The organism is Halomonas bluephagenesis, from assembly GCF_054790765.1.
Map to the genome: position 1 here is coordinate 2,925,370 of NZ_CP133631.1, position 20,566 is coordinate 2,945,935.

Below are 20,566 nucleotides of genomic sequence, written 5' to 3' on the forward strand. Positions count from 1 at the left end.
CACGCTTAGTTTTATATTTTTGCCAATGAACAAGGATGCACCTATGGCCAAGTCCTCTTCTTTAACGCTGATTTTAGTTGCCGCAGGCGGGGCTGTTGTTGGTTTTTTAGCCGCTCAGGCAGCTCCTAGCCTCACAGCAACGGCAGTCGCAGAAGAATCTACCAGTGCGGAACAGGAACAGGTTTCCCAAGCATTAGTAGGGCTCGATAGCATCACGCTAGGTGAGCGCGCCCGAGGTGAGCTCACCTCGTCAGGCGAGCTAAACGGTAATGATGGTAGCCGCTATTTGCGCTATGCCATCAGCCTTGAAGAGGGCTCTTTAGTAGAAATTTCTCTTAGCGGAGCCTTAAAAGGTGTGCTTGCCCTTTATGACGATCAGCTGCAACTGCTGGAGAGCGCAGAAACAGTTCGCCACCATGTCGAGGAAAATGGAGATTACGTGGTGATTGTCAGTGGGGCGGATGCGCGTAGCTATGGTCCATTCAACCTTAATAGCCGCGCTATTGAGCTAAGCGACTCTGACACGCTTGCCGTTGGTACACCGATGGATAGCTGGTTAGATGGTTCGTCTCGGGAAGTGACGTTAACCGTTGAAGAAGCAGGTATGTATCAAATCGAGATGCGTGCTGATGAATTTGATGCGTATTTAGAGTTATCTGGCCCTAACAACTACTACCGTGAAGATGATGATGGTGCTGGGAACTTAGACGCACGTATTTCAGACTTTCTTGCTCCCGGTGATTATACCATCACCGCACGTTCTGCCTTCGGCGAGGGGAGTGGCCTGTTTACGTTGAGTGCCGAGCCGCGTGAATTGCCGGGTGATGGCGAGCTACGCAACGATGGTAGCGTTATGCCCAGCGATACGCTTAGTGGTTGGTTTAGCGGTCAGGAGCTGGATTATCAGCTAGAAATTGAAGAAGCCGGTATGTATCAAATTGATATGCGTTCAAGCGATATCGATTCTTACCTAGTATTGGAAGGGCCTAATGGCTATTTCCGCGAAGATGACGATAGTGCCGGGAATTTAGATGCCAGTATTGCTGATTTCTTGGCACCTGGTAGTTATCAGCTAACGGCGCGCACGGCGTATGGCTCTGATAGCGGTTTGTTTACGCTTTCGGTAGAACCACGCGAATTGCCGGAGGGTGTAGAGCTACGTAATGAAGGTCAGTTAACGCCCAATGAAACGCTCAATGGCTGGGATAGCGGGGAGCCGTTGACTTATGAACTCATTTTAGAAGAGAGCTCTTTAGTCACGCTTAACATGCGTTCATCCGACTTTGATACGTACTTAGAGCTTTATGGTGAAGGCGATTCTTACAGCGATGATGACGGCGGTAACGGCACTGATTCGCGCTTAGAGCAGGCGCTTCTGCCGGGTACCTACACTGTTATTGCACGTGGCTTCGCTGTTAGCGGCAGCGGTATGTTTGAGCTGCAAGTCAGCGCCGAGCCAACAGAAATGCAGCCAGACGCGTAATTTAAGCGCACGTTGCATTTTTAACAACGCCCTTGCTGATTGCAGCAGGGGCGTTGCTGTTTATGTATTACCATTCACGTGGTCAAGGTAGTGACGTTATTCACAAGGAGGTTTTATGCTGCGCTATTCAATCGGTTTAACGGTGATCAGTTTACTATTACTGGGCGGTTGTCAGTCGTCAGACGATGCGCCTGCAGAGCCGCTTAAGCTGGCTTCAATCGCGGTTGAAAAAGAGTACTTCGCACCTGGGTGCCAAGAAGCGCAGTGCTCTACTGTCACCGTGTCTGCGCTTATGTTTCCGCAATCGCCAGAGCTAACGGATCAGCTACAAAAGCGCCTGCTAACGCTTGCAATGGGCATCACTGAAGAAGGCGCATTGCCAGCGGATGGCTGGGATGCCTATGCACAAAACTTTTTTGAGTTAGCTGAAGAAGATAACCGCACCGCGCCTGGAACAATGACCAGTGAAGCGCTGTTAGAAGCAAAGGTTTATGGGCAGCACAACGACTTATTGATACTTGAACTAGAAAGTTACGTTTATCATGCAGGGCAAGCGCACGGTCTACCAATGACTGAGTTTATGGTGATAGATGAGCGCCTGCAGCGTGTGGTTGATCCAGAAGACATGTTGTTAGAAGGCCAACAAGAAGCTTTTCAGGCACTGCTCGATCAGGCGCATCAACGCTGGATAACGGAGTTGGGCCACGATGAGCAGTTTGCGGTCAGTTGGCCGCTTAGCGAAAACCGTAACATAGCGCCGCTAGCCACTGCCTGGGAGGTGAAGTACAACGTCTACGACATTGCCCCTTATGCCGTTGGCCAGCCTATCTTGACGCTACCCCTTGATGCGTTGGAAGGCATCGCAAAACCCCGCTATTTAGGCAAATAATGATTCAGCGGCTCGCTTTTAAACAGCCTACGACGACTAATAAGGCGGCTGTTGGGACCCGCCAGTCGAATACGCTGACGCCTGCTAGTACCAGTAGTAGTGCCGCTAGAATCGGTACGCCATAGGCCAAGCTGCCTACAAGACTGGCTTTACCAAAACGTAATGCTTTATCCCAGGCCACCATAGCAATGCCGTAAGGCCCAAGGCCCAGCGCGATGCCTGCAAACAAAGCCTCACCTTGCGGCATAGTGAAGGTTCCTTCCACTATCAGGCTGGCGCAGGTTGCAACCGCACAAGCGATCATCAATAACCGCGGGAGCAATGGGGTCAGCGGTATGGGAGCTACTTGCCCTAGCCAGGAGTAGAGCGCCCAGCAACAAGCAGCCAGTAGCGCTAGCCCATACCCTGAAGCGGCCCCACCAAAGCCACCATTTAAGGCTTGAGGCAGTAATAAAATAGCGGCGCCAGAAAAAGCGATAAGTGCGCCTGTTACGCTTGCGATATGCAGACGACCAAACCGGCTCCATTGGCTTAGCAGCACAAACAGCACCGGCCAGGTGTAAGTGATCAACGCGGCTTCTGCGGCGGGTGCTAAGCGCATACCAATGTAATAACTGCTAACTGCTCCGACAATCAACAGTGGTAGGCCGAGCCATACGCTAACTTGCCAGCGAGGTCGGCAAGCAGCCACGTTGACTCGACGGCTAAGTGGCAGCGTTGCAAGTGCGCCTGCCAGCAACGTAAGCGCGGTGAGCTGTAATGGAGAGGTCTCTCGCGCCAATTCTGCTAATAGCGGCGCAACGCTCCATAGCATCACCGCCACTAGCGCTGCACACACACTGTACCTGGGTGATATTACAACGGGGGAATGAACGGGATACATGGCGTCTCTCCTTGCGTTAAGCCTATGACGCGCAGCATACTCATTAAAGACTCATCACAATATCGATCTTTTATGATCATTATTATCAATAATGGTGATGTATGCGCGCACCGACGTTCGACTTAACGCTACTACGGACGCTGGTTGCTATTGCCGATACGGGGAGTGTCACTGCCGCGGCAAAGCGGCTGGCGTATACCCAGTCAACAGTGAGCATGCAGTTGCAACGCTTAGAGACGCAGCTTGATGTGAGCCTGCATGAGCGAGCGGGACGGCGGCTACGTTTTACCCCGGAAGGCGATCGTTTACTGGCTCACGCACGCCGCTTATTGGCACTCAATGACGATGCTTGGAGCGATATGCAAGCGCGCCAGATAACGGGCGATTTGACGTTGGGTATTCCTGAAGACTATGCGTCGCTATTGCCGTCAGTATTTGCCTACTTTCACCAGCTTTATCCCGCGGTGGGACTAACGGTGAAATGTGGCACCAGTGCTCACTTGGTCGAACAGGTTAAAGCAGCGGAGTTGGATTTGGCGCTAGTAACTCGCCAGCGTAACTCTCCAGGCGGCGATGTGATTCGTCGTGAGCCGTTGATATGGGCAGTGGGAGTTAATCAACAGCCTTCGCTAAGTGACCCTATTCCGCTGGCGCTCTATTCGCCAGGTGCTGATGTTTTTCGTGAAGTTGCTGAGCAGGCGTTACAAGGGGCTGGGCGTGATTGGCGCGTTGCGTATCCCAGCCAGTCAATGGCGGGGCTTGCGCCTATTGTAACGGCGGGATTAGCCGTTGTGGTAGTAACACGCAGTATGTTGACCCCATCACTGCGCCCGCTGGATGACAGCAGTGGCCTTCCTGCCTTGCCAATGATTGAGCTAGCGCTTCACCGTGCCCCGCATCGTCCTTCCGAGCCTGCGCGGCGTTTAGGAGAATTGATTCGAGAACAGCTAGCGGCACCTAGTGAAGCATTATAAGGTGTTGCTTCAACGTGTTCTTTGACAGGAATCTCAGATGCCTATAGTCACTATCCAGCAATTCCCTCGTGATATTGCGCAAAAGCGAGAATTAGCAAAGCGTATTACTGACGCTTTCTGCGATGTGTATGGTACCGATCCGGTAAGCGTGCAGGTGTTTTTTCAAGAAGTAACGCAGGAGAATTGGTCCAAAGGCGGCCAAATGGGGGTTGATCGTGATTCTGCTCAATGAGGAGCTCGATAATTAGTTTTTCTAACGCAACCTGACTGAACTAAGCTAACTACCATGACGCGAATGGCCCAGGAGTTCTGAATGCACGAGTTAGATCACTATATTTATCCGCACCGAGTGTTGCATTGGTTAGTGGCAGTCGCCGTGTTGCTGTCATTGGCAAGTGGCTTGACGCTTGGATTCCTGGGCTATGAACGCACCGTTGCTTTGCTGGGGAATGCGCTTACCAACGTGCTCTATACCAGCCATAAAACCCTAGGCGTGACGATACTGTTGCTAATGACCTTGAGGATTATTACGCGGCTAGCTTTTGTTGTGCCCGACCACGACCCGCCGCTCAATGCCTTCGAGCGGATTGTAAGCACTAGCGTGCATCACTTGCTTTATGCAGGGTTAGTGATTATGCCACTGATTGGTTGGGCAGCCACCGCTACCGGCGGCTTTCCTGTTGAGTTTTTTCAATGGCATTTGCCAGGGTTGCTGGGCAAAAACGAAGCGCTTTCGCAAACGCTGTTTGTTTGGCATGAGCGTTTAGGGTGGGCACTGGTCGTGCTTATTACGTTGCATATTGCGGGTGCTCTATTTCATTGGCGTATCAAGCGCGATAACGTTATGAAACGTATGAGCTTATTTGATTAATATAGCTTAATGCCCATCACCATTACGCTGAACCCCAGCCATAGTAGCGAGTGGTTTGGCGTGACTTGACCGCGTACATCTGGCTATCTGCCTCACGCAGCAAGCTGGCTAACGTATTGTTATTTTCATGGCTACTACTCATACCTATGCTGACGCCTACACTAACGAGTGAGCCACAAGGAAGCTTGATAGGTGAGCAAACGGCCTGTTCGATACGGTTGCGCATCTCCTCTAGTGCGGATGGATCAGATACCCCCTCCAGTAAGAGAATAAACTCGTCGCCGCCAAAGCGCGCGCAATGATCACTCTCACGTGCGACATGAACGAGACGTTTGGCAACTTGCTGGAGCACGAAGTCGCCTACTTCATGGCCATACTGGTCGTTAATAGGTTTGAAGCAGTCAAGGTCGCACATGACCAGAACCAAAGGCGTATGCGTTTGTTTACAACGTTTAAGGGCCGCTTCTGCACAGCGTGCCAGCCCGTTGCGGTTAAGCAAGCCGGTGAGCATATCGTGATTGGCTAGCTTTTCTAGTGCCTGGGGACGAGCGGCCACTTTTGCTTCAAGAATGGCTTCCTGCTTTTTTAGCATTGCTACCGTTTCTGCTTGAGCGCGCTCCTTCTGCCATTTTAATTTATTAAAACGTGCGGCCAGTGCAAAAGACAGCAGTAACATCTCAATGGCTGAGCCGATCTGTATACCGTGAAGCGTAATGAAATTGGCGGGCAGAATACTGAGATTTCGTAGTGCAAATACGGCGGCACCCAGTAGAAATATTGACCAAGCGAGCACGAAAATACGGGCGCTAGGCACGCGGCGCCAACTGCAATAAATACCGCACACAAGCATTAACAGCGATGCAGCGAATCCTGTTATATCCATTAAACGCAGTGCGGGCTGAATTGGCAAAAATATTACTGCCATCAGCGCTAAATAGCAGTAGCCACGAAACAGCGTGATGGTTTGGTGCCAACGTGGGCAGTAGATGGCTGTATTGAGAAAGCTTTGGGCGAACAGAGTTCCCATGGTAGAAGCAAACGTAAAGCCAATCGCTACCAGGCGTGCGGTGTTATCGCCTAGGAAGCTCCAAAACATCAGCGTGCCAATGCCATTGAACGTCAGGATTGCCAGCGTAAACCCGAAGGCAAATAGGGCGTAGTAGAGAAATACTCGCTCCTTAAGACCAAAAAATAGCAACAGGTTGTAAATACTTAATGCCAAAAGCATGCCGAAATAGGTCGCCAGCCAGAAATTATGACGATCATTTTGAGTATAAAAAGCCTCTGGTGTCATTAAGCTGTAGCTCAGAAACTTGCTACCTTTGGCATTCACCTGAGTATAAAGCGTCACTGTTTCTCCGCCGGCCAGCATTAATGGAAAAACAGCCTGTCGGTGGGCGATTGATCGCTCATCAATTGGCACGGCGCTTCCGCTGTGCTGAACGTCACTAGAGTACTGCCTCAGTGTATGCAGCGTGACATGGTCTAAAAACGGATATTCAAACTTAACCATCCAGGTCGTGGGTAAAGGGGATTCATTATGAATTCGTGTTTTTAGCCATACATCGCTTTGTGTATAACCGAAATGCAAATCAGAGGCGTGATGGACCGGTTGAAATGAGGGGGATAACGCTAAAATATCACGCAGGTTTAGCGATTTTGACGTATGCCAGTAACCGCTTACTTCATTTAAATCGTAACGTGTCTGCTCAGAAGAAACGACGATGGTAGTGGCTGGGATAGCCTGAGTGTGCCAGCTAATAATAAGCACTAACAACCCTGCCGGAAGGCGCTTTAACCAACAGTAAGCATCCATAGATATCGCTATTTTGATTTTTTTGCGTTGGGCTTTGTTGCTTCTAGGTCTTGGTGCCTAGGTTCCCTTGCCTGCCTTGGACGCGATTTCCTCCTAAGCTGAGTGTAGACGTCTTTCAAAGCGAATGGCCGACAATGAGGCTAAAGCATGAGGCAGTTCAGTCTTTCAGTTAGGTGTTGGACTAGTTGTCCGCTGTGACGCCAAAAATGCCAATAAAGTGGCACTGTAAGCGAATGACCAGGGGCGATGCTGATAAGTTGGCCGCTTTGCAACTGATCTAGTGCCTGCAATTGTGGAATCATTCCGTAGCCGATGCCTGCGGTGGCGAGTCGCACAAAGCCCTCTGAGGAAGGGCAAAGGTGGTAGGGGAAATGGCCATGATAACCACACTGGGCAAGAAACTGGTGCTGAAGCTGGTCATGAGGACCGAACACAATCACCGGAGCTTGTTGAAAGGCTTCTGGAGAAAGGCCCCCAGGAAAGTGGCGTTGCACGTAGGTAGGTGATGCTAGCGGGAGATAACGCATCTCGCCTACTTTGATACATCGAGCGCCCGCGATGGGCGTTGGCGTAGAGCAAAGACAAGCTGCTACATCACCATCTCGCAGACGTTTAAGCCCAACGTCTTGATCCTCAATGACTAAGTCGAGCAATACGCCCTCTGTCTGACAGATACCTGCCACTGCGGCTGCCCACCACGTCACTACGCTATCAGCATTAATCGCGATTCGTAGCCGGGTCGTTGCGTTGTCTAGGGTCGGTAGCGTCTGATGTAGGTCGCGTTCCAGCAGCTGTACTTGCTGGTAGTGAGTGAGTAACCGCTGACCCGCAGGCGTAGGCGAAAGCTTGGGGTGGCGCATTAACACCGGCTGGCCTAAGCGCACTTCAAGTGCTTTGATGCGTTGGGAGATGGCCGATTGAGAAAGTCCTAATACATCCCCTGCTCGTTCAAAACCGCCGCACTCCACAACAGTGGCCAGTGCATGGAGAAGCTTGTAGTCAAACATGACGGTATCTCAATCAGCTAGGCAGTAAACGATAATCAAAGCCCTTGCGTTAAGCAAAGCCAAGTCCCAAGTGAAGGCTGCTCTAAAAAGTTTAACTCGACTTGCTGGTGTGGCTAAAACTTATTGGGCCACGGCAATGTTGTGCTCTCCATTGGGATGCTTCATCACCTGCATGGGGAGGCCGTAAATCGCTTCTAAGGTGCTGTCGCACATCATATCGCCAGGCGTGCCGTGGGCTAGCAGACGGCCGCTGTGCAGTGCCATCAATTCATCGCAGTAACGCGAGGCCATATTGATATCGTGTAGCACAATTATAACGCCAAGGTTTAGATCATCACATAGCTTGCGAACCAGCGCTAGCACCTCAATTTGGTGGGCGATGTCCAGCGCTGCTAGCGGCTCATCAAGGAGTAGAAAACGACTTCCCTGGGCGAGTAGCATCGCCAGCCACACCCGCTGGCGTTCGCCGCCAGAGAGCGTATCGACTAGTCGGTCGGCAAATGCCTCTGTATGGGTTAACGCTATGGCGCGTTCTACGGCATCTTTATCTTTCTGTGTATGGCGACCCAGTAGCCCGTGCCATGGATAGCGACCAAAGCTGACCAGCTCGCGCCCAGTCAGGCTTTCAGCACTAGGCAAATGCTGTGGTAAGTAAGCTACCTGGCGTGCGAACTCTCGATTACCCCAATCGCTGAGAGGGCGCTGGTCAAAGTGAATCTCTCCCTGGCTGGTGGGCTGCTGCTGGGCCAACAGCTTAATCAGTGTTGATTTTCCCGAACCGTTATGGCCAATCAGGCCGTAAACCTTGCCCTCATGAAAGGTATGCTCAATGGGCGTTAGAATCGGTTTGCCATTGATTTCAAAGGTGGCACCTTTGACCTCGAACATGAATCACTCCTGGCGATAAGGTTAAGAATGGCCCTATTCTAGTGCTAATGGTTCTCATTTTTAATAAAAAAATGAAAAGATTTACACCGACAGCCTTATTAAACAGTGGGGGGGTTTGAGCAGCGGGGGTAAGTAAGTAGTGTGGGAGTATGCAGCGTAAGGAGGCATAGGTGAGTGGGAGGCCACTATCAGCTAGACTCTGTTTGAGAGCTTAGCCGATGAGATAAGTAGTGGCGTTGGTCGTTTGTCGGCAGGTAGTCCAACAAGCTAGCAGCTGGCTGTACCGCTCATGGAGCCCCCCGCTGGGAACAGTTGTCATAGAAAGCAACTGTGGCGGGCCAATCGCTGAATACGCCGATGACTCCCACTTCATTGACGAGGGCGTCCAGGGTGATCAGTTTGTCGCCATCACGCTTAATGACATCTTCAGTGGTGCTGTGGTACCACTGTCTGCCTTCCCCCAGCGGCCCCGAGCGCTCAAGTGTCCAGGTAATTATGGCTAGGCCTGCTTCCCGGGCGCGCTGGGCATAAAGTGAAGGTTGTAGGCGCCTTTCCTGCCCGTCATTGCCAAACGCTGGGTTCTCTTCGACCAGCATCCAGGTAGGTGGAGCAATAATTTGGACACCGCTTTCCACCAGCGACTGCATGCTTGGCTGCCACGTATCAGGGTTAGTGTGATCAAAGCCTTCATCGCTGTAGCGGCCATCCAAGTAAACTGCCTGCTTAGCAAATTCTGGCTCATGCTCAATCCAATAAAGTACATCATCCAGATTGAACGACTGCGGGAGCACATTGTTAGGGCGAATGCCTGCCGCTTTGTACTCATCTATCATTTTTTGTGCGTATGCCTGCTGCGTGAACTCTGGCGTAAACGGCATCTCTACCTCAGGCGCTTTCAGTTCTGGGGTCATCTGCACTCCAAGCTTCTGAAAGAGAGCAATACTGTCGGCATGGCTCATCAATGTGCCGCGGGTAGCATAAAGCTCTGTGCGCCACTCAGGCGTGCCTGAAAGATACTCTTCGAGGGTGGTGGCATCGGTGTTTACTCCCTCCATGGTGCCTTGCAGGCTGCGAAATTCAGCCAAGGTAATGTCGCTTGTACAGCAGCGAATATCTGCCGCATTCATTAGCTGGTCATTGGCTTTATCAACAACGGGAGGCACGCTGCATTTTGCAGCTAAGTCTGTCTCGACGATGTTGGTGGTGTAGTGTAAGTCGCACTGGGAATGGCGGCAGACGAGCTCCTCATCGGCGGTGAAGGTGACATCGCACTCCAGAATGCCTGCACCACCTTGAGCGCCAGCAATATACGATTCAAGGGTATGTTCAGGAAACTGTAACGGCGCGCCACGATGCCCAATCGTCAATGGAGACCGTTGCCACTGGGTTTGCTCAGCAGCGCAGTTCAATAAAGAAGCTTTCAGAGCACGCTCGTGATCGTTATCTGTGCTCATATCATTTACCAAGAACAACGGGCGCGGCCCTAGCGTTACCTGCTGTGCTGCGCTAATCAGGGCATCCTCCGAGTCTGTCGCTTCTTGGGCATGAACGGTGTTAGCGGCCAGCAGGCCACCGACGACAAGTGTGGTGGTTAGAAAATCAGAATAGGTCATCAACGAAATTCTCTGTGCCGCAAAGTGGGTGTTTTGAGTGTAGGCAGGACTTACGCGTTCTTCGATGACAATCGTGATCTTCTAAGACAATCTTTACATGCTAATGAGAATCATATTTAATTGGTATGTTATCTCATATCAATTAAATTGAAGGAGTCGAACATGCGAAAGGGGATTCATCCTGCCTATGACTACGTTGTGTTCCGCGATACCAGCTGTGGCACCACTTTCCGGATCCGTTCTACCTGCACCTCACAGCAGATAATTGTCTGGGAAGATGGCAAGACCTATCCATTGATTGACCTAGATGTTTCTAGTGCTTCCCACCCTTTCTATACCGGCGAGCAGCGCAGAGTTTCCGCAGAAGGCCGGGTGGCACGTTTCCAACAGCGCTTCGGCAGGGGTTTGCGCCAGCCCCCTGACGCCAAATAGCGGAGATATAGCGTGCAAGTACTTAGCTCACTTAAGTCCACCAAAACCCGCCATCCTGATTGCCAAGTGGTCAAGCGTCGCGGGCGGCTCTATGTTATTTGTAAGACGAATCCTCGTTTCAAAGCGCGCCAGGGAGGCAAGCACAAAAAATAAGCGGGGCTGTTTATAGCAGCGGCTAGTTTGCACCAACGAATAGGAAAACGCTGGAGTTCAGTGGTGTCATTGGCCATTTATCAGTAAGAGGTTAAATACGCTAGCAGTTGGCTATGCCGCTCAGGGTGCGCTGCAATTAGGCTATTCCATTGAGCAGGATTTGGCTCGCCAGTGAGGTCTGTGACGGTGTAACCAGCTTCTCGGGAAATCACAATGCCAGCGGCGATATCCCAAAAGTCGAGCTTAGCGCCCTGAGACCAAAAGGCATCGAAACGGCCTAGACTGAGGTAGGCAATTTCTAGCGCCGCTGAGCCAGGACTGCGGATGCCTGCCACCTGAGGCATTAGAGTGGCGAGTTGATTTAGGGCTATCGCGCAGTCGCCTTTGTCATGGTAGGGCAGGCAGGTGCTCACCAGCATCTCAGTCAGTGGGCGAGGGGCTGGTGTTGTTAACGGGCGATCATTGAGAAAAGCGCCTGCGCCTTGGCCTGCCCATAGCATCTCATCAAGCAGTGGTTGATAGACAACGCCGATGATCAGCACATCACCCTTGGTGACTGCGATCGACACCGAGAAGTGAGGCACTCCATGTAGAAAATTGCTGGTGCCATCAAGGGGGTCTATGATCACGGTGTAGTCGCTATCGGTGGGGGCCAGACCGCTTTCTTCGCCGAGGAACGCAATATCGGGAAAAGCGCTGCTGATGCAGTCGATAATGATATTCTCGGCTGCAGTATCGTAGTAGCTAACAAAGTCAGATGCCCCCTTTTGCTCAAATGCAATCCGTCCCTTTTGCGAATACCCCTCGCGCAACAGCGCGCCAGCCTCATAGGCAGCTTGCTTAACTGTTTCCAGCAAGCTGTTTTCATTCTCAAGCATGTAGTTTCTCCTGACTGGACGTCGCGCTGAGCGTGTACGGCTGTTACTGAAGTGTTTGATAAAGGTAACTAACCATCCATGACATGGCGATGACAGCGATGGTCAGTTGAACCCGTCGCGTGCAGAGCTTCGCTAGGGCGGAGCAGGCGAAGATTTAGCCATTGGCCTTACCCAGTCGCCAGTAGCCCATGCTGGTGACGTACTGTTTGGGTAAACCGCACTCGTTAATCAGGTAGCGGCGCAGCGTCATGGCGACCTTGGTTTCAGCAGCGATCCAGGCGTAGAAGGGGGCGCTGTTGTCCTGAGTGGCGGGTTCCCAGAGCGGGGCGTTTTCATCCTGACCCAGTTCATCATGATCCAGTTCATCCTCGCTGTTTTTATCTTTACTGCCATGAGTCGCAGGACTGCCCCCCAGAGCAGCAATCTCTTTTTGTAAATCGATATCGCGCAATGCTCTCAGCAGCAGCTCGCCATGCTTGCTGTGGGGCTCTCCATCACGCGCTAGCCAGCGCAGCTTGGCGACCTGGGGCAGTGGTTGAACATCGTCGCTACGAGGGACTTCAAAAAGCGCTTCGACGTTGGCTATGAGAGGTAAATCGTCAAGCGCTTCGAGTATGCCAGCGGCGGCGGGAAGCGCCGTTTCGTCGGCGATAATCAGGATACGTCGCACGTCCTTAGGCGGTTTCCATTCGTAACCCTGTTTTGGGCCTTCCGCATTGGCGACGGGGGCTGCCATGACTAAGCGGTCACCTGTTCGGGCGCGCATTGCCCAGCGTGATGCAGGCCCATTGTCGCCGTGCAAAACGAACTCTACATCTACCTCGGCCTGTTCTGAGCGGAGCGCGCGAATGGTATAAGTGCGCGCGGCGGGCCGCTGGGCATCGGGCAAGGCGCGGTAGGCATCGTACCAATCATTTTCTTCCCGTTTAGCGATCTCAAATAGTGGGTCGAGAGTGCCATCACCTTCTGGAAAGAACAGTTTGATGCGCTGATCTGGTGCGTAGGTCGCCATGTGGCTGACGTTAGGACCGCTAAACGTGAATTTAACTAACGAGGCGCTGACTTGGGTGCGCCGAGCTAAGGTGATATCGAAAAGCTGGTAGCTCTGCTTGGCCGCCATCGTAGCTGTCTCCATTAATAAAGGTGTTAATTGTAGTGCTAATTATTATCATTTAGAATATTTGTTGATAATTCAATCATCAACTCCAGAAAAGACCAGGGCTAAGACAATGACGCTGCTGCCTATCACGCCTCGCTTGGCGATGTGCCCGGCTATGACAAGAGGTTGTTCGCTATGTTAGGTGGCGCGCGATTTGCCCAGCGAATAGGAGGAATATCGCCCGCGAAAGCTTGCTTTCTACTTAGCCTGCCGATGGTGGTGCTGTTCTGGGTGGGCCTGAAGGGGCAGGGGGGTTTTACGCTGGGTCTGCAGGCATTAGTGGCGCCCTCCTTCGAAAACGTTGACGAACTATTGCTTTACTATGCGTGGTGGCCGCGCCTTTCGATCGCGCTACTAGCTGGTGGCGGCTTGGGGTTAGCGGGGGTGCTGATGCAGCAGGTGTTGCGCAACCCGCTGGCATCGCCGACAACTTTAGGGGTGGCATCGGGTGCCAACCTTGCGCTTATGACCGCCACCTTGATGACCCCTGGGCTATTAGCGATGGGACGTGAGTGGGTCGCTTTACTGGGTGGTGCGTTGGCGGTGGGGTTAGTTTTCCTGCTTTCCTGGCGGCGTGGATTGGCGCCGATCGTAGTAGTGTTGGCGGGGCTGGTGGTGAATCTGTATTTAGGGGCGCTTTCTACAGCGCTACTGCTGTATAACCACGAGGCGCTCTCTGGGCTGCTGATCTGGGGCGCTGGTTCGCTGGCGCAGAACGGTTGGGATGGCGTTGCGATTCTCTGGCCTCGGTTGGCAATTAGTTGCGTGGCAGCATGGTTTCTGCTGCGCCCCCTAGCGGTGCTGGAGTTGGACGATGCCAGTGCTAAGAGCCTGGGGGTCTCGCTAACCTATTTACGCTTTGCGGGGATGGGGCTGGCGGTTTTTATTACCGGTAGCATCGTTAGCGTGGTGGGTATCATCGGCTTTATTGGCTTAGCGGCACCCAATATTGTGCGTATGGCGGGTGCGCGGCGCTTAGGGCCGCGGCTGCTTTGGTCGACGTTGCTGGGAGCCGTGCTGTTGGCCACCACTGACCTATTGCTTCAGCAGTTCTCTGGCATGGCAGCGGCCTTTATTCCTACTGGGGCGATTACCGGTGCGCTGGGTGCACCGCTTTTAATGTGGCTGATTCCGCGTTTGAAGCTGCAGGGCGATCGGCCACCGAAAGGTGCGGGCGTTTTCGCCAATCGCCATCCTGCACCGTCACGCTTGGCTACCGGTTTACTGATCGCGTTGCTGGCCGCGACAGTGCTTGGGTTGTTAGTCGGCCAGGGGGTGGACGGTTGGTATTGGCTAGCGCCCCATCACTGGGGTGTTATGCAGTGGCGTTTTCCTCGGGTAATGGCGGCTGCGGCCAGTGGATTAATGCTGGCGATTGCAGGCACTATTCTTCAGCGACTTTCCGCTAACCCCATGGCCAGCCCTGAAGTGTTGGGTATCAGCGGAGGCTGCGCCATTGCGCTAATTTTGGGGATTTTCTTACTGCCCGCGCCCACCAACATGATGTTGATTGGCGTAGGTACCCTGGGGGCTTTTGCAACGCTGTTAGTGTTGGTCGTTATCAACCGCAAGAGCGGTTATCTCCCCGAACGTTTGCTGCTTACCGGGGTGGCGGTCAGTGCACTGTTTGATGCAGTGCGCAGCGTGATGCTGGCAGGCGGCGACCCGCGAGGCCAGCAGGTGATTGCCTGGCTGGCGGGCTCCACCTATTACGTAGATGTCACCAATGCGATAGTTGTGGGGGGTATTGCCGCTGTACTGGCGCTGGTTACGCTGCCCTTTACCCGCTGGCTAGATATCTTGCCCTTGGGCGCACCGACGGCCAAGGCCCTTGGGTTAACGCTCAACCGTGCTCGTTTAGCGTTACTGCTGTTGGTAGCACTGCTAACTGCCTGCGCCACCCTGGTGGTGGGGCCGCTTTCGTTTATTGGCCTGCTGGCGCCGCATATGGCACGCCTGCTGGGCTTCTCTCGGGCAGGGCAGCATCTGCTGGGGGCCGCGTTAACCGGCATGTTATTGATGGTGTTGGCCGACTGGGTGGGCCGTCAGATTATTTTCCCTTATGAGATACCGGCAGGCTTGGTCGCTTCCTTGGTTGGCGGTGCCTACTTTATGTGGGGGCTGCGGCGACTATAAGTAAAACTAATGCCCTATTAGCAGGATGATTTTTAGTTATTCAGATTGCCCGTTACCTTAGTGCCACGATTCTTTAAAGCGTCACTTATTCTGACACTGGGGGCAGGGCAATGTGGGAAAGCTACTTAACGGGCTTAGTGGTATCTGGCGGGATCATCATGGCTATCGGGGCGCAAAATGCTTACGTGCTGGGGTTGGCAGTGCGTCGTGAATACCACTGGTGGTCAGCTGGGTTGTGTATGAGCGCGGATATTATCTTGCTAACTGCCGGTATGTTTGGTGCCAGCGCGTTTTTACTGACGATGCCAAATGCGATGGAAGCCATGCGCTGGGTAGGCGTGGTGTTTTTAAGCTGGTTGGCCGCTCAGGCATTACTGCGGGCTGTTAGCGGGCGCGAAGGGTTGCAGGCGGGGGGCGTAAAAGCTCGGAGCTTGCGCGGAGTGCTACTGGCAACCTTGGCCGTTACAGTACTGAACCCCCAAGTGTATCTGGACACGCTATTGTTAATTCCTGCCATTGGTGCCCAGCAAGAAAGTGCCGGAGTGTTCGTTGCAGGTGCATCGACTGCCTCTGTTATGTGGTTCAGCCTGCTGGCGTGGGGCGGGGCCGCGCTTTCGCCTTGGCTTTCCCGCCCGGGAGCGTGGCGTACTATTGATGGGCTAATTGGCCTGATGATGGCGGCTATTGCTATACACTTGGCCCTGGGGTCTACGTTGCTTTGACAGGCACTGTCGCTAACTAATTAGTGGCGACTGAAATAGCTTTGCATCACAGCTATTACTTTATCGATATCAGTATCATCAATATCCCGGTGGACAACAAAACGCGTGGCGTAGAGTAGCTCAATTAAAATGCCATGCTCTTTTAGCCAAGCGGAGAGCGGCTTCACATGTTCGTCGGGAAAATGCGTGAACACCATATTGGTTGCTTGAGCAGTAATCTCGACGCCGGGCAGCTTTGCCAAACCTTCTGCCAAGCGTGCTGCACGGTGGTGGTCATGGGATAAGTCAGTTACGTGATGCTCCAGAGCATACTGGCAGGCGGCGGCGATAATGCCTGATTGGCGCATGCCACCACCGACCATTTTACGCCAGCGACGTGCGCGGTCGATCAATGCTTGCGAGCCCACTAAGGCAGAGCCGATGGGAGCGCCCAGGCCTTTCGAAAAGCATAGCGAGACGCTGTCAAACGGCAAACAGAGCTGCTTGAGTGAGGCATCAGTGGCTACTGCTGCATTAAATAGTCGCGCGCCGTCTAAGTGCGTTGCCAGCCCACGTTCCCGGGCAAGCTCAGTGGCCTTTAATACGTAGTCTGCGTTTAGCACTTTGCCGCCGATGGTGTTTTCTAGCGCTAGCAGCTTTGTGCGCGCAAAATGGAAATCATCGGCTTTTACCGCTGCACTGATTTTTTCCAATGGCAAGCTGCCATCGGCGGCATTTTCAATAGGCTGTGGCTGGATACTGCCTAACACTGCAGCACCGCCGCCTTCATAGCGATAAGTATGGGCGGACTGCCCGACAATGTACTCATCGCCGCGTTCACAGTGAGCCATTAGCGCCACTAGGTTGCTTTGTGTGCCGCTTGGGAACAGCAGTGCCGCTTCTTTGCCTGTTTGCTCTGCTAGCTTTTCCTGAAACGCGTTAACCGTTGGATCATCGCCCCACACGTCATCGCCAACCGGCGCGGCCATCATGGCATCTCTCATAGCGGCGGTAGGGCGGGTTACCGTGTCACTGCGTAGGTCAATCATGCGGAATTCCTTTTTGGGTTAGTCACGTTGAGACGCTTTACCGAGCAAGTTGTCAGGAACCATCTATGGTTAACAGCATACTTCTATCATCCATAGAATACTCTAGGGCAACCTAGCATAGGCAAACAGATGGATCTGAAAAGCGGTTATCCCTTTTGGGCAGTCAAAAATGGCCTATTGAAAACTTTCCCGCAGCTTACCCGCGACCATCAATGCGAGATTGCTATAATCGGTGGTGGCATTACTGGCGCACTAATCGCCGATGAGATTAGCCGCAATGGCCATTATGTGGTGGTGCTTGAACGTCGTGACGTGGGGTGGGGGAGTTCGGCTGCTAGCACGGCGTTACTGCAGTACGAAATTGATACCATATGAACGAGTTAGCCAAGCGCTATGGGAAAGCCGATGCGTTGCTTGCTTATCGTGCCTGTGCCGAGGCCATTGGTGAGCTTGAAACCTTGGCAGCTGGGTTGGGTGATGTAGATTTTGAGCGCCAGAAAAGCCTTTATTACGCCAGTAATGAAGAAGACGTAGCGCTATTAAAAGAAGAGTTAGCGTTGCGTCAAAAGCACGGCTTTGACGCTGACTGGCTTGAAAGCAAGGCAGTGTTGGCCGAGTATGGCTTTGTGGCACCTGGGGCTATTCTTACCCAGTTAGCTGCCGCTATTGACCCATACCGCATGGCGTACCAGCTGTTTTCCAGGGTTGTTGAGCGCGGTGGGGAAGTATACGACCGCACACAAATGAAGACGATGACGCCTGATGAACAGGGCGTCACGCTGACGCTAGTTAATGGTGCCAAGCTGCGTTGCCAGTACGTGGTGATGGCCGCAGGGTATGAATCGCAAGCCTGGTTGCCCGAACTGGTGGCCGTCAACCGCAGCAGCTATGCACTTATCACCGACCCGCTACCGCCTGAGGCGTTAGGTAAGTTACGCCACACCATGGTGTGGGAATCTGCACGACCTTACCTCTACATGCGCACTACCCGGGACGGACGGCTTCTTGTGGGCGGCGATGATGACGATGAAGATATTCCCAAGCGTCGTGACGCACGGGTAGAGAAGAAAGCCGAAGGGTTGGCACGCAAGATAGAGGCGCTATGGCCTAAACTTGATATTAACCCGACGTTCTCCTGGGGCGGCACCTTTGCAGAAACCGACGACGGCCTGCCGTTTTTTGGTCCCCATGAGGCACACGGTCCAAGGGTGCATTTTGCAATGGCTTATGGTGGCAATGGAATCAGCTATAGCATGATTGGGGCCAAACTGCTGCTGTCGCTTATTGAAGGCAAACAGCATCCCTTAGCCGCGCTTTTTTCGTTCCAGCGACTGACGAGATAGACCGTAAAATGCGATAGACCGTGAAATGTGATGACACCTCAATGATTAACGATTAATTTGAATGACGACGCATAAGAGTAGCAAGTGATGGAGAATCAACTTTATTTACGTGCGTTAGAGCGGAATGATTTGCGCTTTGTCCACGAGTTAAATAACAACCAGAGCATTATGTCGTATTGGTTTGAAGAGCCTTACGAATCATTTGACGAGCTGGAGGAGCTTTATAACAAACACATTCATGACAACGCCGAACGGCGCTTCGTAGCGGAGGATAGCGACGGGCATGCCATCGGTTTAGTCGAGCTGATTGAAATCGACTACATTCATCGCAGCGGTGAATTTCAGATCATTATCACGCCAGATCACCAGGGCAAAGGATTCGCTCGGTCATTGATCCGTCAAGCGCTGCACTACTCGTTCACAATTTTAAACCTACACAAAATATATCTGATTGTGGCGGTGGAAAACGTCAAAGCGATTCATCTCTACGAGGAGAGCGGCTTCATTGAAGAGGGGCACTTGGTTCAAGAGTTCTTTATCAACGGCAAATACCGTGATGTTAAGCGGATGTATATTTTGCAAGACACCTACCTTGCGCAGCTGGCTTGATAAACAATCAGAGAACGGTCTCTGGATTCAGGCTTACAAACAGGTGTTTTTGATTAACTATTGACCAATACTGCAACGCCTCAGGCCGAAAACTAACCAAGGGCTGAGGCGTTGTTGTTTACTGCTGACGCATATAAGCGGCGATGGCGTCAAAAGCTGCTCGTTGCTGTTGGGCACGATTAGCCCAGACCTGCATCACATCCACTTCTACGGTCTGATCTTGAGCAGCGAAAGATGACATGGCGAGTACTCCTAATTCAGAGGTTGAGGGACGGTTCAGCCATAATGGGCTCTGTTGACCCCGTTTTAGTTATACATGGTTTGCTTTGTGCATCGCAGCAAGTCAGCTGCGAGTTAAATTTTATGCGCATTCTAATCCTTAAAGCTAGTCCTAAAGATGTAAGAGAATTGCTATGGTGTGTAAGAAATGTCTTACAAAAGCCATGTCTTACTACCTATGCCTTTGAATGGAAAAGATTTTCATAATATAAAAAAGCCGACTAAAAGCGTCGGCTTGTGTGGTTATCTTTTGGTCTACAGGGGGGAGGATAGCGGTAAAAATCGCTGCTTTTAGCCGAAATAGGCCGCTAACGCTTCATTGGCAGCATGTTGCCAATTGGCTTGTAGGCGCCAAAAAGCAAGCACTTCTTCATCTTGAATCGATAATGCAAATGTAGAAATCATGAGGTGGTCCTCCTATTGGGACACACCTAGAGTATAGGTTATTTTTGTTGCGGTGCAGCATTTTAACCATTGTTAATAAAAATAAGCGGTGCACAATCATATGTACCTAGAATGATATGCTGACTGAATACCTATAACTAATTAATAAAACAACGAGTTATACCATGGTGCTACCAACTATCAATTGTGACATTAATTATCCTGAATCTACTTTCCATGACCGCTGGGTAGCAACTCCTTATGGTCGCGTGTTTACTCGTACTTGGGAAGCACCGCATGTGCACTCTGACGTGCCCATTGTTCTGTTTCATGACTCTCTGGGCTGTGTTGATTTATGGCGCAGTTTTCCAGCAGCGCTATGTGCGTCGACCCAACGGCGAGTGATTGCTTATGATCGTCTAGGTTTTGGGCGCTCCGATGCGTGCGTGGCACCGCCACTACTGAGCTTTATCGACGATGAACCCTCTACTAGCTTTGCGGCACTTCAGAACGCGTTTCAGCTAACGCGTTTTATTGCGCTGGGGCATAGTGTCGGCGGGTGTATGGCGGGGCACTGTGCAGGGCAGTATGCAGAGCAGTGCCAAGGAGTGATTACCATTGCAGCGCAGGCGTTAAACGAACCACGCACGCGACACGGTATTGAAGAGGCACGGGCCGTGTTTCAAATGCCGGAACAATTTGCCAAATTAGAAAAGTATCACGGCGATAAAGCTCGTTGGGTACTGAATGGCTGGGTAGACACGTGGTTGCATCCAGCGTTTGAACACTGGTCACTTATTCCCGCACTTAACCGCGTCCATTGCCCAACGCTAGTGCTTCATGGTGAAAAAGATGAGTATGGCTCCCACCGTCAACCAGAATGCATCGCTCGCTATACCAGTGGTGCTGCGCACAGTGAGATACTGCCGGGCGTTGGGCATGTGCCCCACCGTGAAGCGGAAGCAGTGGTTGTTAATTATGTTAGAGAATTTATTGAGCGGCTTGCTCCATGACACGGC

The 20,566-nt window shown here is 52.1% G+C and carries 22 protein-coding genes; 13 read left to right on the forward strand and 9 right to left on the reverse strand.

Features of this window, described 5'->3' with window-relative positions:
* Nucleotides 1–43: 43 nt before the first annotated feature.
* Both REH51_RS13195 and REH51_RS13200 read left to right on the forward strand, forming a co-directional pair.
* Nucleotides 44–1,483 carry a hypothetical protein gene (locus REH51_RS13195; protein WP_498936017.1) on the forward strand — a complete coding sequence of 480 codons (1,440 nt, stop codon included), beginning with the start codon at nt 44–46 and terminating at the stop codon, nt 1,481–1,483.
* A gap of 115 nt (nt 1,484–1,598) precedes the next feature.
* Nucleotides 1,599–2,372: an RsiV family protein gene (locus REH51_RS13200; protein ID WP_009722295.1), complete on the forward strand. Its 774-nt coding sequence runs from the start codon at nt 1,599–1,601 to the stop codon at nt 2,370–2,372.
* A 4-nt stretch (nt 2,373–2,376) separates the two neighbouring features.
* Here REH51_RS13200 and REH51_RS13205 read toward each other — a convergent pair whose 3' ends face one another.
* Nucleotides 2,377–3,255, reverse strand: a complete 879-nt coding sequence (locus tag REH51_RS13205) for a DMT family transporter (protein WP_498936019.1) — start codon at nt 3,253–3,255, stop codon at nt 2,377–2,379.
* A 101-nt stretch (nt 3,256–3,356) separates the two neighbouring features.
* On the opposite strand from REH51_RS13205, the gene REH51_RS13210 reads away from it, so the two are divergent.
* From REH51_RS13210 to REH51_RS13220, 3 genes are all read left to right on the forward strand, one after another.
* Nucleotides 3,357–4,229 (forward strand): LysR substrate-binding domain-containing protein, encoded by an 873-nt coding sequence (locus REH51_RS13210; protein ID WP_009722297.1) that lies wholly within the window; start codon nt 3,357–3,359, stop codon nt 4,227–4,229.
* Between the two features lie 37 nt (nt 4,230–4,266).
* Nucleotides 4,267–4,461 carry a tautomerase family protein gene (locus REH51_RS13215; protein WP_009722298.1) on the forward strand — a complete coding sequence of 65 codons (195 nt, stop codon included), beginning with the start codon at nt 4,267–4,269 and terminating at the stop codon, nt 4,459–4,461.
* Nucleotides 4,462–4,542: 81 nt separating this feature from the next.
* Nucleotides 4,543–5,100 (forward strand): cytochrome b, encoded by a 558-nt coding sequence (locus tag REH51_RS13220; protein ID WP_498936021.1) that lies wholly within the window; start codon nt 4,543–4,545, stop codon nt 5,098–5,100.
* 22 nt (nt 5,101–5,122) lie between these two features.
* On the opposite strand, the gene REH51_RS13225 is transcribed toward REH51_RS13220, so the two are convergent.
* The 4 genes from REH51_RS13225 to REH51_RS13240 all read right to left on the reverse strand — a co-directional run bounded on the left by REH51_RS13225 (nt 5,123) and on the right by REH51_RS13240 (nt 10,424).
* Nucleotides 5,123–6,916 carry a sensor domain-containing diguanylate cyclase gene (locus REH51_RS13225; RefSeq protein WP_498936023.1) on the reverse strand — a complete coding sequence of 598 codons (1,794 nt, stop codon included), beginning with the start codon at nt 6,914–6,916 and terminating at the stop codon, nt 5,123–5,125.
* A 140-nt stretch (nt 6,917–7,056) separates the two neighbouring features.
* On the reverse strand, nt 7,057–7,923 hold the full coding sequence (locus REH51_RS13230) for a LysR family transcriptional regulator ArgP (RefSeq protein WP_498936025.1): 867 nt from the start codon (nt 7,921–7,923) through the stop codon (nt 7,057–7,059).
* 120 nt (nt 7,924–8,043) lie between these two features.
* Nucleotides 8,044–8,811: an ABC transporter ATP-binding protein gene (locus REH51_RS13235; protein ID WP_009722302.1), complete on the reverse strand. Its 768-nt coding sequence runs from the start codon at nt 8,809–8,811 to the stop codon at nt 8,044–8,046.
* 287 nt (nt 8,812–9,098) lie between these two features.
* Complete coding sequence (locus REH51_RS13240; protein ID WP_498936027.1) at nt 9,099–10,424, reverse strand: glycerophosphodiester phosphodiesterase family protein; 1,326 nt, start codon at nt 10,422–10,424, stop codon at nt 9,099–9,101.
* Between the two features lie 162 nt (nt 10,425–10,586).
* Between REH51_RS13240 and REH51_RS13245 the strand changes: the two genes are divergently transcribed.
* The gene (locus tag REH51_RS13245; protein WP_498936028.1) at nt 10,587–10,856 is read left to right on the forward strand and encodes a type B 50S ribosomal protein L31; all 270 of its coding nucleotides are present in this window, start codon (nt 10,587–10,589) and stop codon (nt 10,854–10,856) included.
* A gap of 12 nt (nt 10,857–10,868) precedes the next feature.
* Nucleotides 10,869–11,009 carry a type B 50S ribosomal protein L36 gene (ykgO, locus tag REH51_RS13250; RefSeq protein ID WP_009722305.1) on the forward strand — a complete coding sequence of 47 codons (141 nt, stop codon included), beginning with the start codon at nt 10,869–10,871 and terminating at the stop codon, nt 11,007–11,009.
* An 80-nt stretch (nt 11,010–11,089) separates the two neighbouring features.
* Here ykgO and REH51_RS13255 read toward each other — a convergent pair whose 3' ends face one another.
* Nucleotides 11,090–11,887: an inositol monophosphatase family protein gene (locus tag REH51_RS13255; protein ID WP_009722306.1), complete on the reverse strand. Its 798-nt coding sequence runs from the start codon at nt 11,885–11,887 to the stop codon at nt 11,090–11,092.
* 154 nt (nt 11,888–12,041) lie between these two features.
* The gene (locus tag REH51_RS13260; protein ID WP_009722307.1) at nt 12,042–13,007 is read right to left on the reverse strand and encodes a siderophore-interacting protein; all 966 of its coding nucleotides are present in this window, start codon (nt 13,005–13,007) and stop codon (nt 12,042–12,044) included.
* A gap of 174 nt (nt 13,008–13,181) precedes the next feature.
* On the opposite strand from REH51_RS13260, the gene fhuB reads away from it, so the two are divergent.
* Nucleotides 13,182–15,182, forward strand: coding sequence for a Fe(3+)-hydroxamate ABC transporter permease FhuB (gene fhuB / locus REH51_RS13265; protein ID WP_009722308.1), 2,001 nt, complete (start codon nt 13,182–13,184; stop codon nt 15,180–15,182).
* A gap of 110 nt (nt 15,183–15,292) precedes the next feature.
* Nucleotides 15,293–15,904 carry a LysE/ArgO family amino acid transporter gene (locus REH51_RS13270; protein WP_009722309.1) on the forward strand — a complete coding sequence of 204 codons (612 nt, stop codon included), beginning with the start codon at nt 15,293–15,295 and terminating at the stop codon, nt 15,902–15,904.
* 20 nt (nt 15,905–15,924) lie between these two features.
* Here REH51_RS13270 and ltaE read toward each other — a convergent pair whose 3' ends face one another.
* Complete coding sequence (gene ltaE, locus REH51_RS13275; protein WP_009722310.1) at nt 15,925–16,932, reverse strand: low-specificity L-threonine aldolase; 1,008 nt, start codon at nt 16,930–16,932, stop codon at nt 15,925–15,927.
* Between the two features lie 129 nt (nt 16,933–17,061).
* On the opposite strand from ltaE, the gene REH51_RS13280 reads away from it, so the two are divergent.
* The 3 genes from REH51_RS13280 (at nt 17,062) to speG (ending at nt 18,884) form a co-directional block, all read left to right on the forward strand.
* Nucleotides 17,062–17,307, forward strand: coding sequence for an FAD-dependent oxidoreductase (locus REH51_RS13280; RefSeq protein ID WP_009722311.1), 246 nt, complete (start codon nt 17,062–17,064; stop codon nt 17,305–17,307).
* A complete protein-coding gene (locus REH51_RS13285) occupies nt 17,304–18,275 on the forward strand; it encodes an NAD(P)/FAD-dependent oxidoreductase (protein WP_498936030.1) in 972 nt (323 codons plus the stop codon). Before REH51_RS13280 ends, REH51_RS13285 begins: the two co-directional genes overlap by 4 nt.
* An 87-nt stretch (nt 18,276–18,362) precedes the next feature.
* Entirely contained in the window at nt 18,363–18,884 is a 522-nt protein-coding gene (gene speG, locus REH51_RS13290; RefSeq protein ID WP_009722313.1) for a spermidine N1-acetyltransferase, read from the forward strand.
* A gap of 118 nt (nt 18,885–19,002) precedes the next feature.
* Here speG and REH51_RS13295 read toward each other — a convergent pair whose 3' ends face one another.
* Nucleotides 19,003–19,125: a hypothetical protein gene (locus REH51_RS13295; RefSeq protein WP_009722314.1), complete on the reverse strand. Its 123-nt coding sequence runs from the start codon at nt 19,123–19,125 to the stop codon at nt 19,003–19,005.
* A 607-nt stretch (nt 19,126–19,732) separates the two neighbouring features.
* Between REH51_RS13295 and REH51_RS13300 the strand changes: the two genes are divergently transcribed.
* On the forward strand, nt 19,733–20,560 hold the full coding sequence (locus tag REH51_RS13300) for an alpha/beta fold hydrolase (protein WP_498936032.1): 828 nt from the start codon (nt 19,733–19,735) through the stop codon (nt 20,558–20,560).
* The last annotated feature ends 6 nt before the right edge of the window (nt 20,561–20,566 follow it).

Coding starts and splice junctions, on each gene's coding strand:
- REH51_RS13280 (WP_009722311.1), top strand. CDS start 17,062: ATGGATCTGAAAAGCGGTTATCCCTTTTGGGCAGTCAAAAATGGCCTA.
- REH51_RS13205 (WP_498936019.1), bottom strand. CDS start 3,255: ATGTATCCCGTTCATTCCCCCGTTGTAATATCACCCAGGTACAGTGTG.
- REH51_RS13285 (WP_498936030.1), top strand. CDS start 17,304: ATGAACGAGTTAGCCAAGCGCTATGGGAAAGCCGATGCGTTGCTTGCT.
- speG (WP_009722313.1), top strand. CDS start 18,363: ATGGAGAATCAACTTTATTTACGTGCGTTAGAGCGGAATGATTTGCGC.
- REH51_RS13220 (WP_498936021.1), top strand. CDS start 4,543: ATGCACGAGTTAGATCACTATATTTATCCGCACCGAGTGTTGCATTGG.
- REH51_RS13195 (WP_498936017.1), top strand. CDS start 44: ATGGCCAAGTCCTCTTCTTTAACGCTGATTTTAGTTGCCGCAGGCGGG.
- REH51_RS13225 (WP_498936023.1), bottom strand. CDS start 6,916: ATGGATGCTTACTGTTGGTTAAAGCGCCTTCCGGCAGGGTTGTTAGTG.
- REH51_RS13270 (WP_009722309.1), top strand. CDS start 15,293: ATGTGGGAAAGCTACTTAACGGGCTTAGTGGTATCTGGCGGGATCATC.
- REH51_RS13300 (WP_498936032.1), top strand. CDS start 19,733: ATGGTGCTACCAACTATCAATTGTGACATTAATTATCCTGAATCTACT.
- REH51_RS13260 (WP_009722307.1), bottom strand. CDS start 13,007: ATGGCGGCCAAGCAGAGCTACCAGCTTTTCGATATCACCTTAGCTCGG.
- ltaE (WP_009722310.1), bottom strand. CDS start 16,932: ATGATTGACCTACGCAGTGACACGGTAACCCGCCCTACCGCCGCTATG.
- REH51_RS13210 (WP_009722297.1), top strand. CDS start 3,357: ATGCGCGCACCGACGTTCGACTTAACGCTACTACGGACGCTGGTTGCT.
- REH51_RS13255 (WP_009722306.1), bottom strand. CDS start 11,887: ATGCTTGAGAATGAAAACAGCTTGCTGGAAACAGTTAAGCAAGCTGCC.
- REH51_RS13215 (WP_009722298.1), top strand. CDS start 4,267: ATGCCTATAGTCACTATCCAGCAATTCCCTCGTGATATTGCGCAAAAG.
- REH51_RS13230 (WP_498936025.1), bottom strand. CDS start 7,923: ATGTTTGACTACAAGCTTCTCCATGCACTGGCCACTGTTGTGGAGTGC.
- REH51_RS13200 (WP_009722295.1), top strand. CDS start 1,599: ATGCTGCGCTATTCAATCGGTTTAACGGTGATCAGTTTACTATTACTG.
- REH51_RS13295 (WP_009722314.1), bottom strand. CDS start 19,125: ATGTCATCTTTCGCTGCTCAAGATCAGACCGTAGAAGTGGATGTGATG.
- REH51_RS13245 (WP_498936028.1), top strand. CDS start 10,587: ATGCGAAAGGGGATTCATCCTGCCTATGACTACGTTGTGTTCCGCGAT.
- REH51_RS13235 (WP_009722302.1), bottom strand. CDS start 8,811: ATGTTCGAGGTCAAAGGTGCCACCTTTGAAATCAATGGCAAACCGATT.
- REH51_RS13240 (WP_498936027.1), bottom strand. CDS start 10,424: ATGACCTATTCTGATTTTCTAACCACCACACTTGTCGTCGGTGGCCTG.
- fhuB (WP_009722308.1), top strand. CDS start 13,182: ATGTTAGGTGGCGCGCGATTTGCCCAGCGAATAGGAGGAATATCGCCC.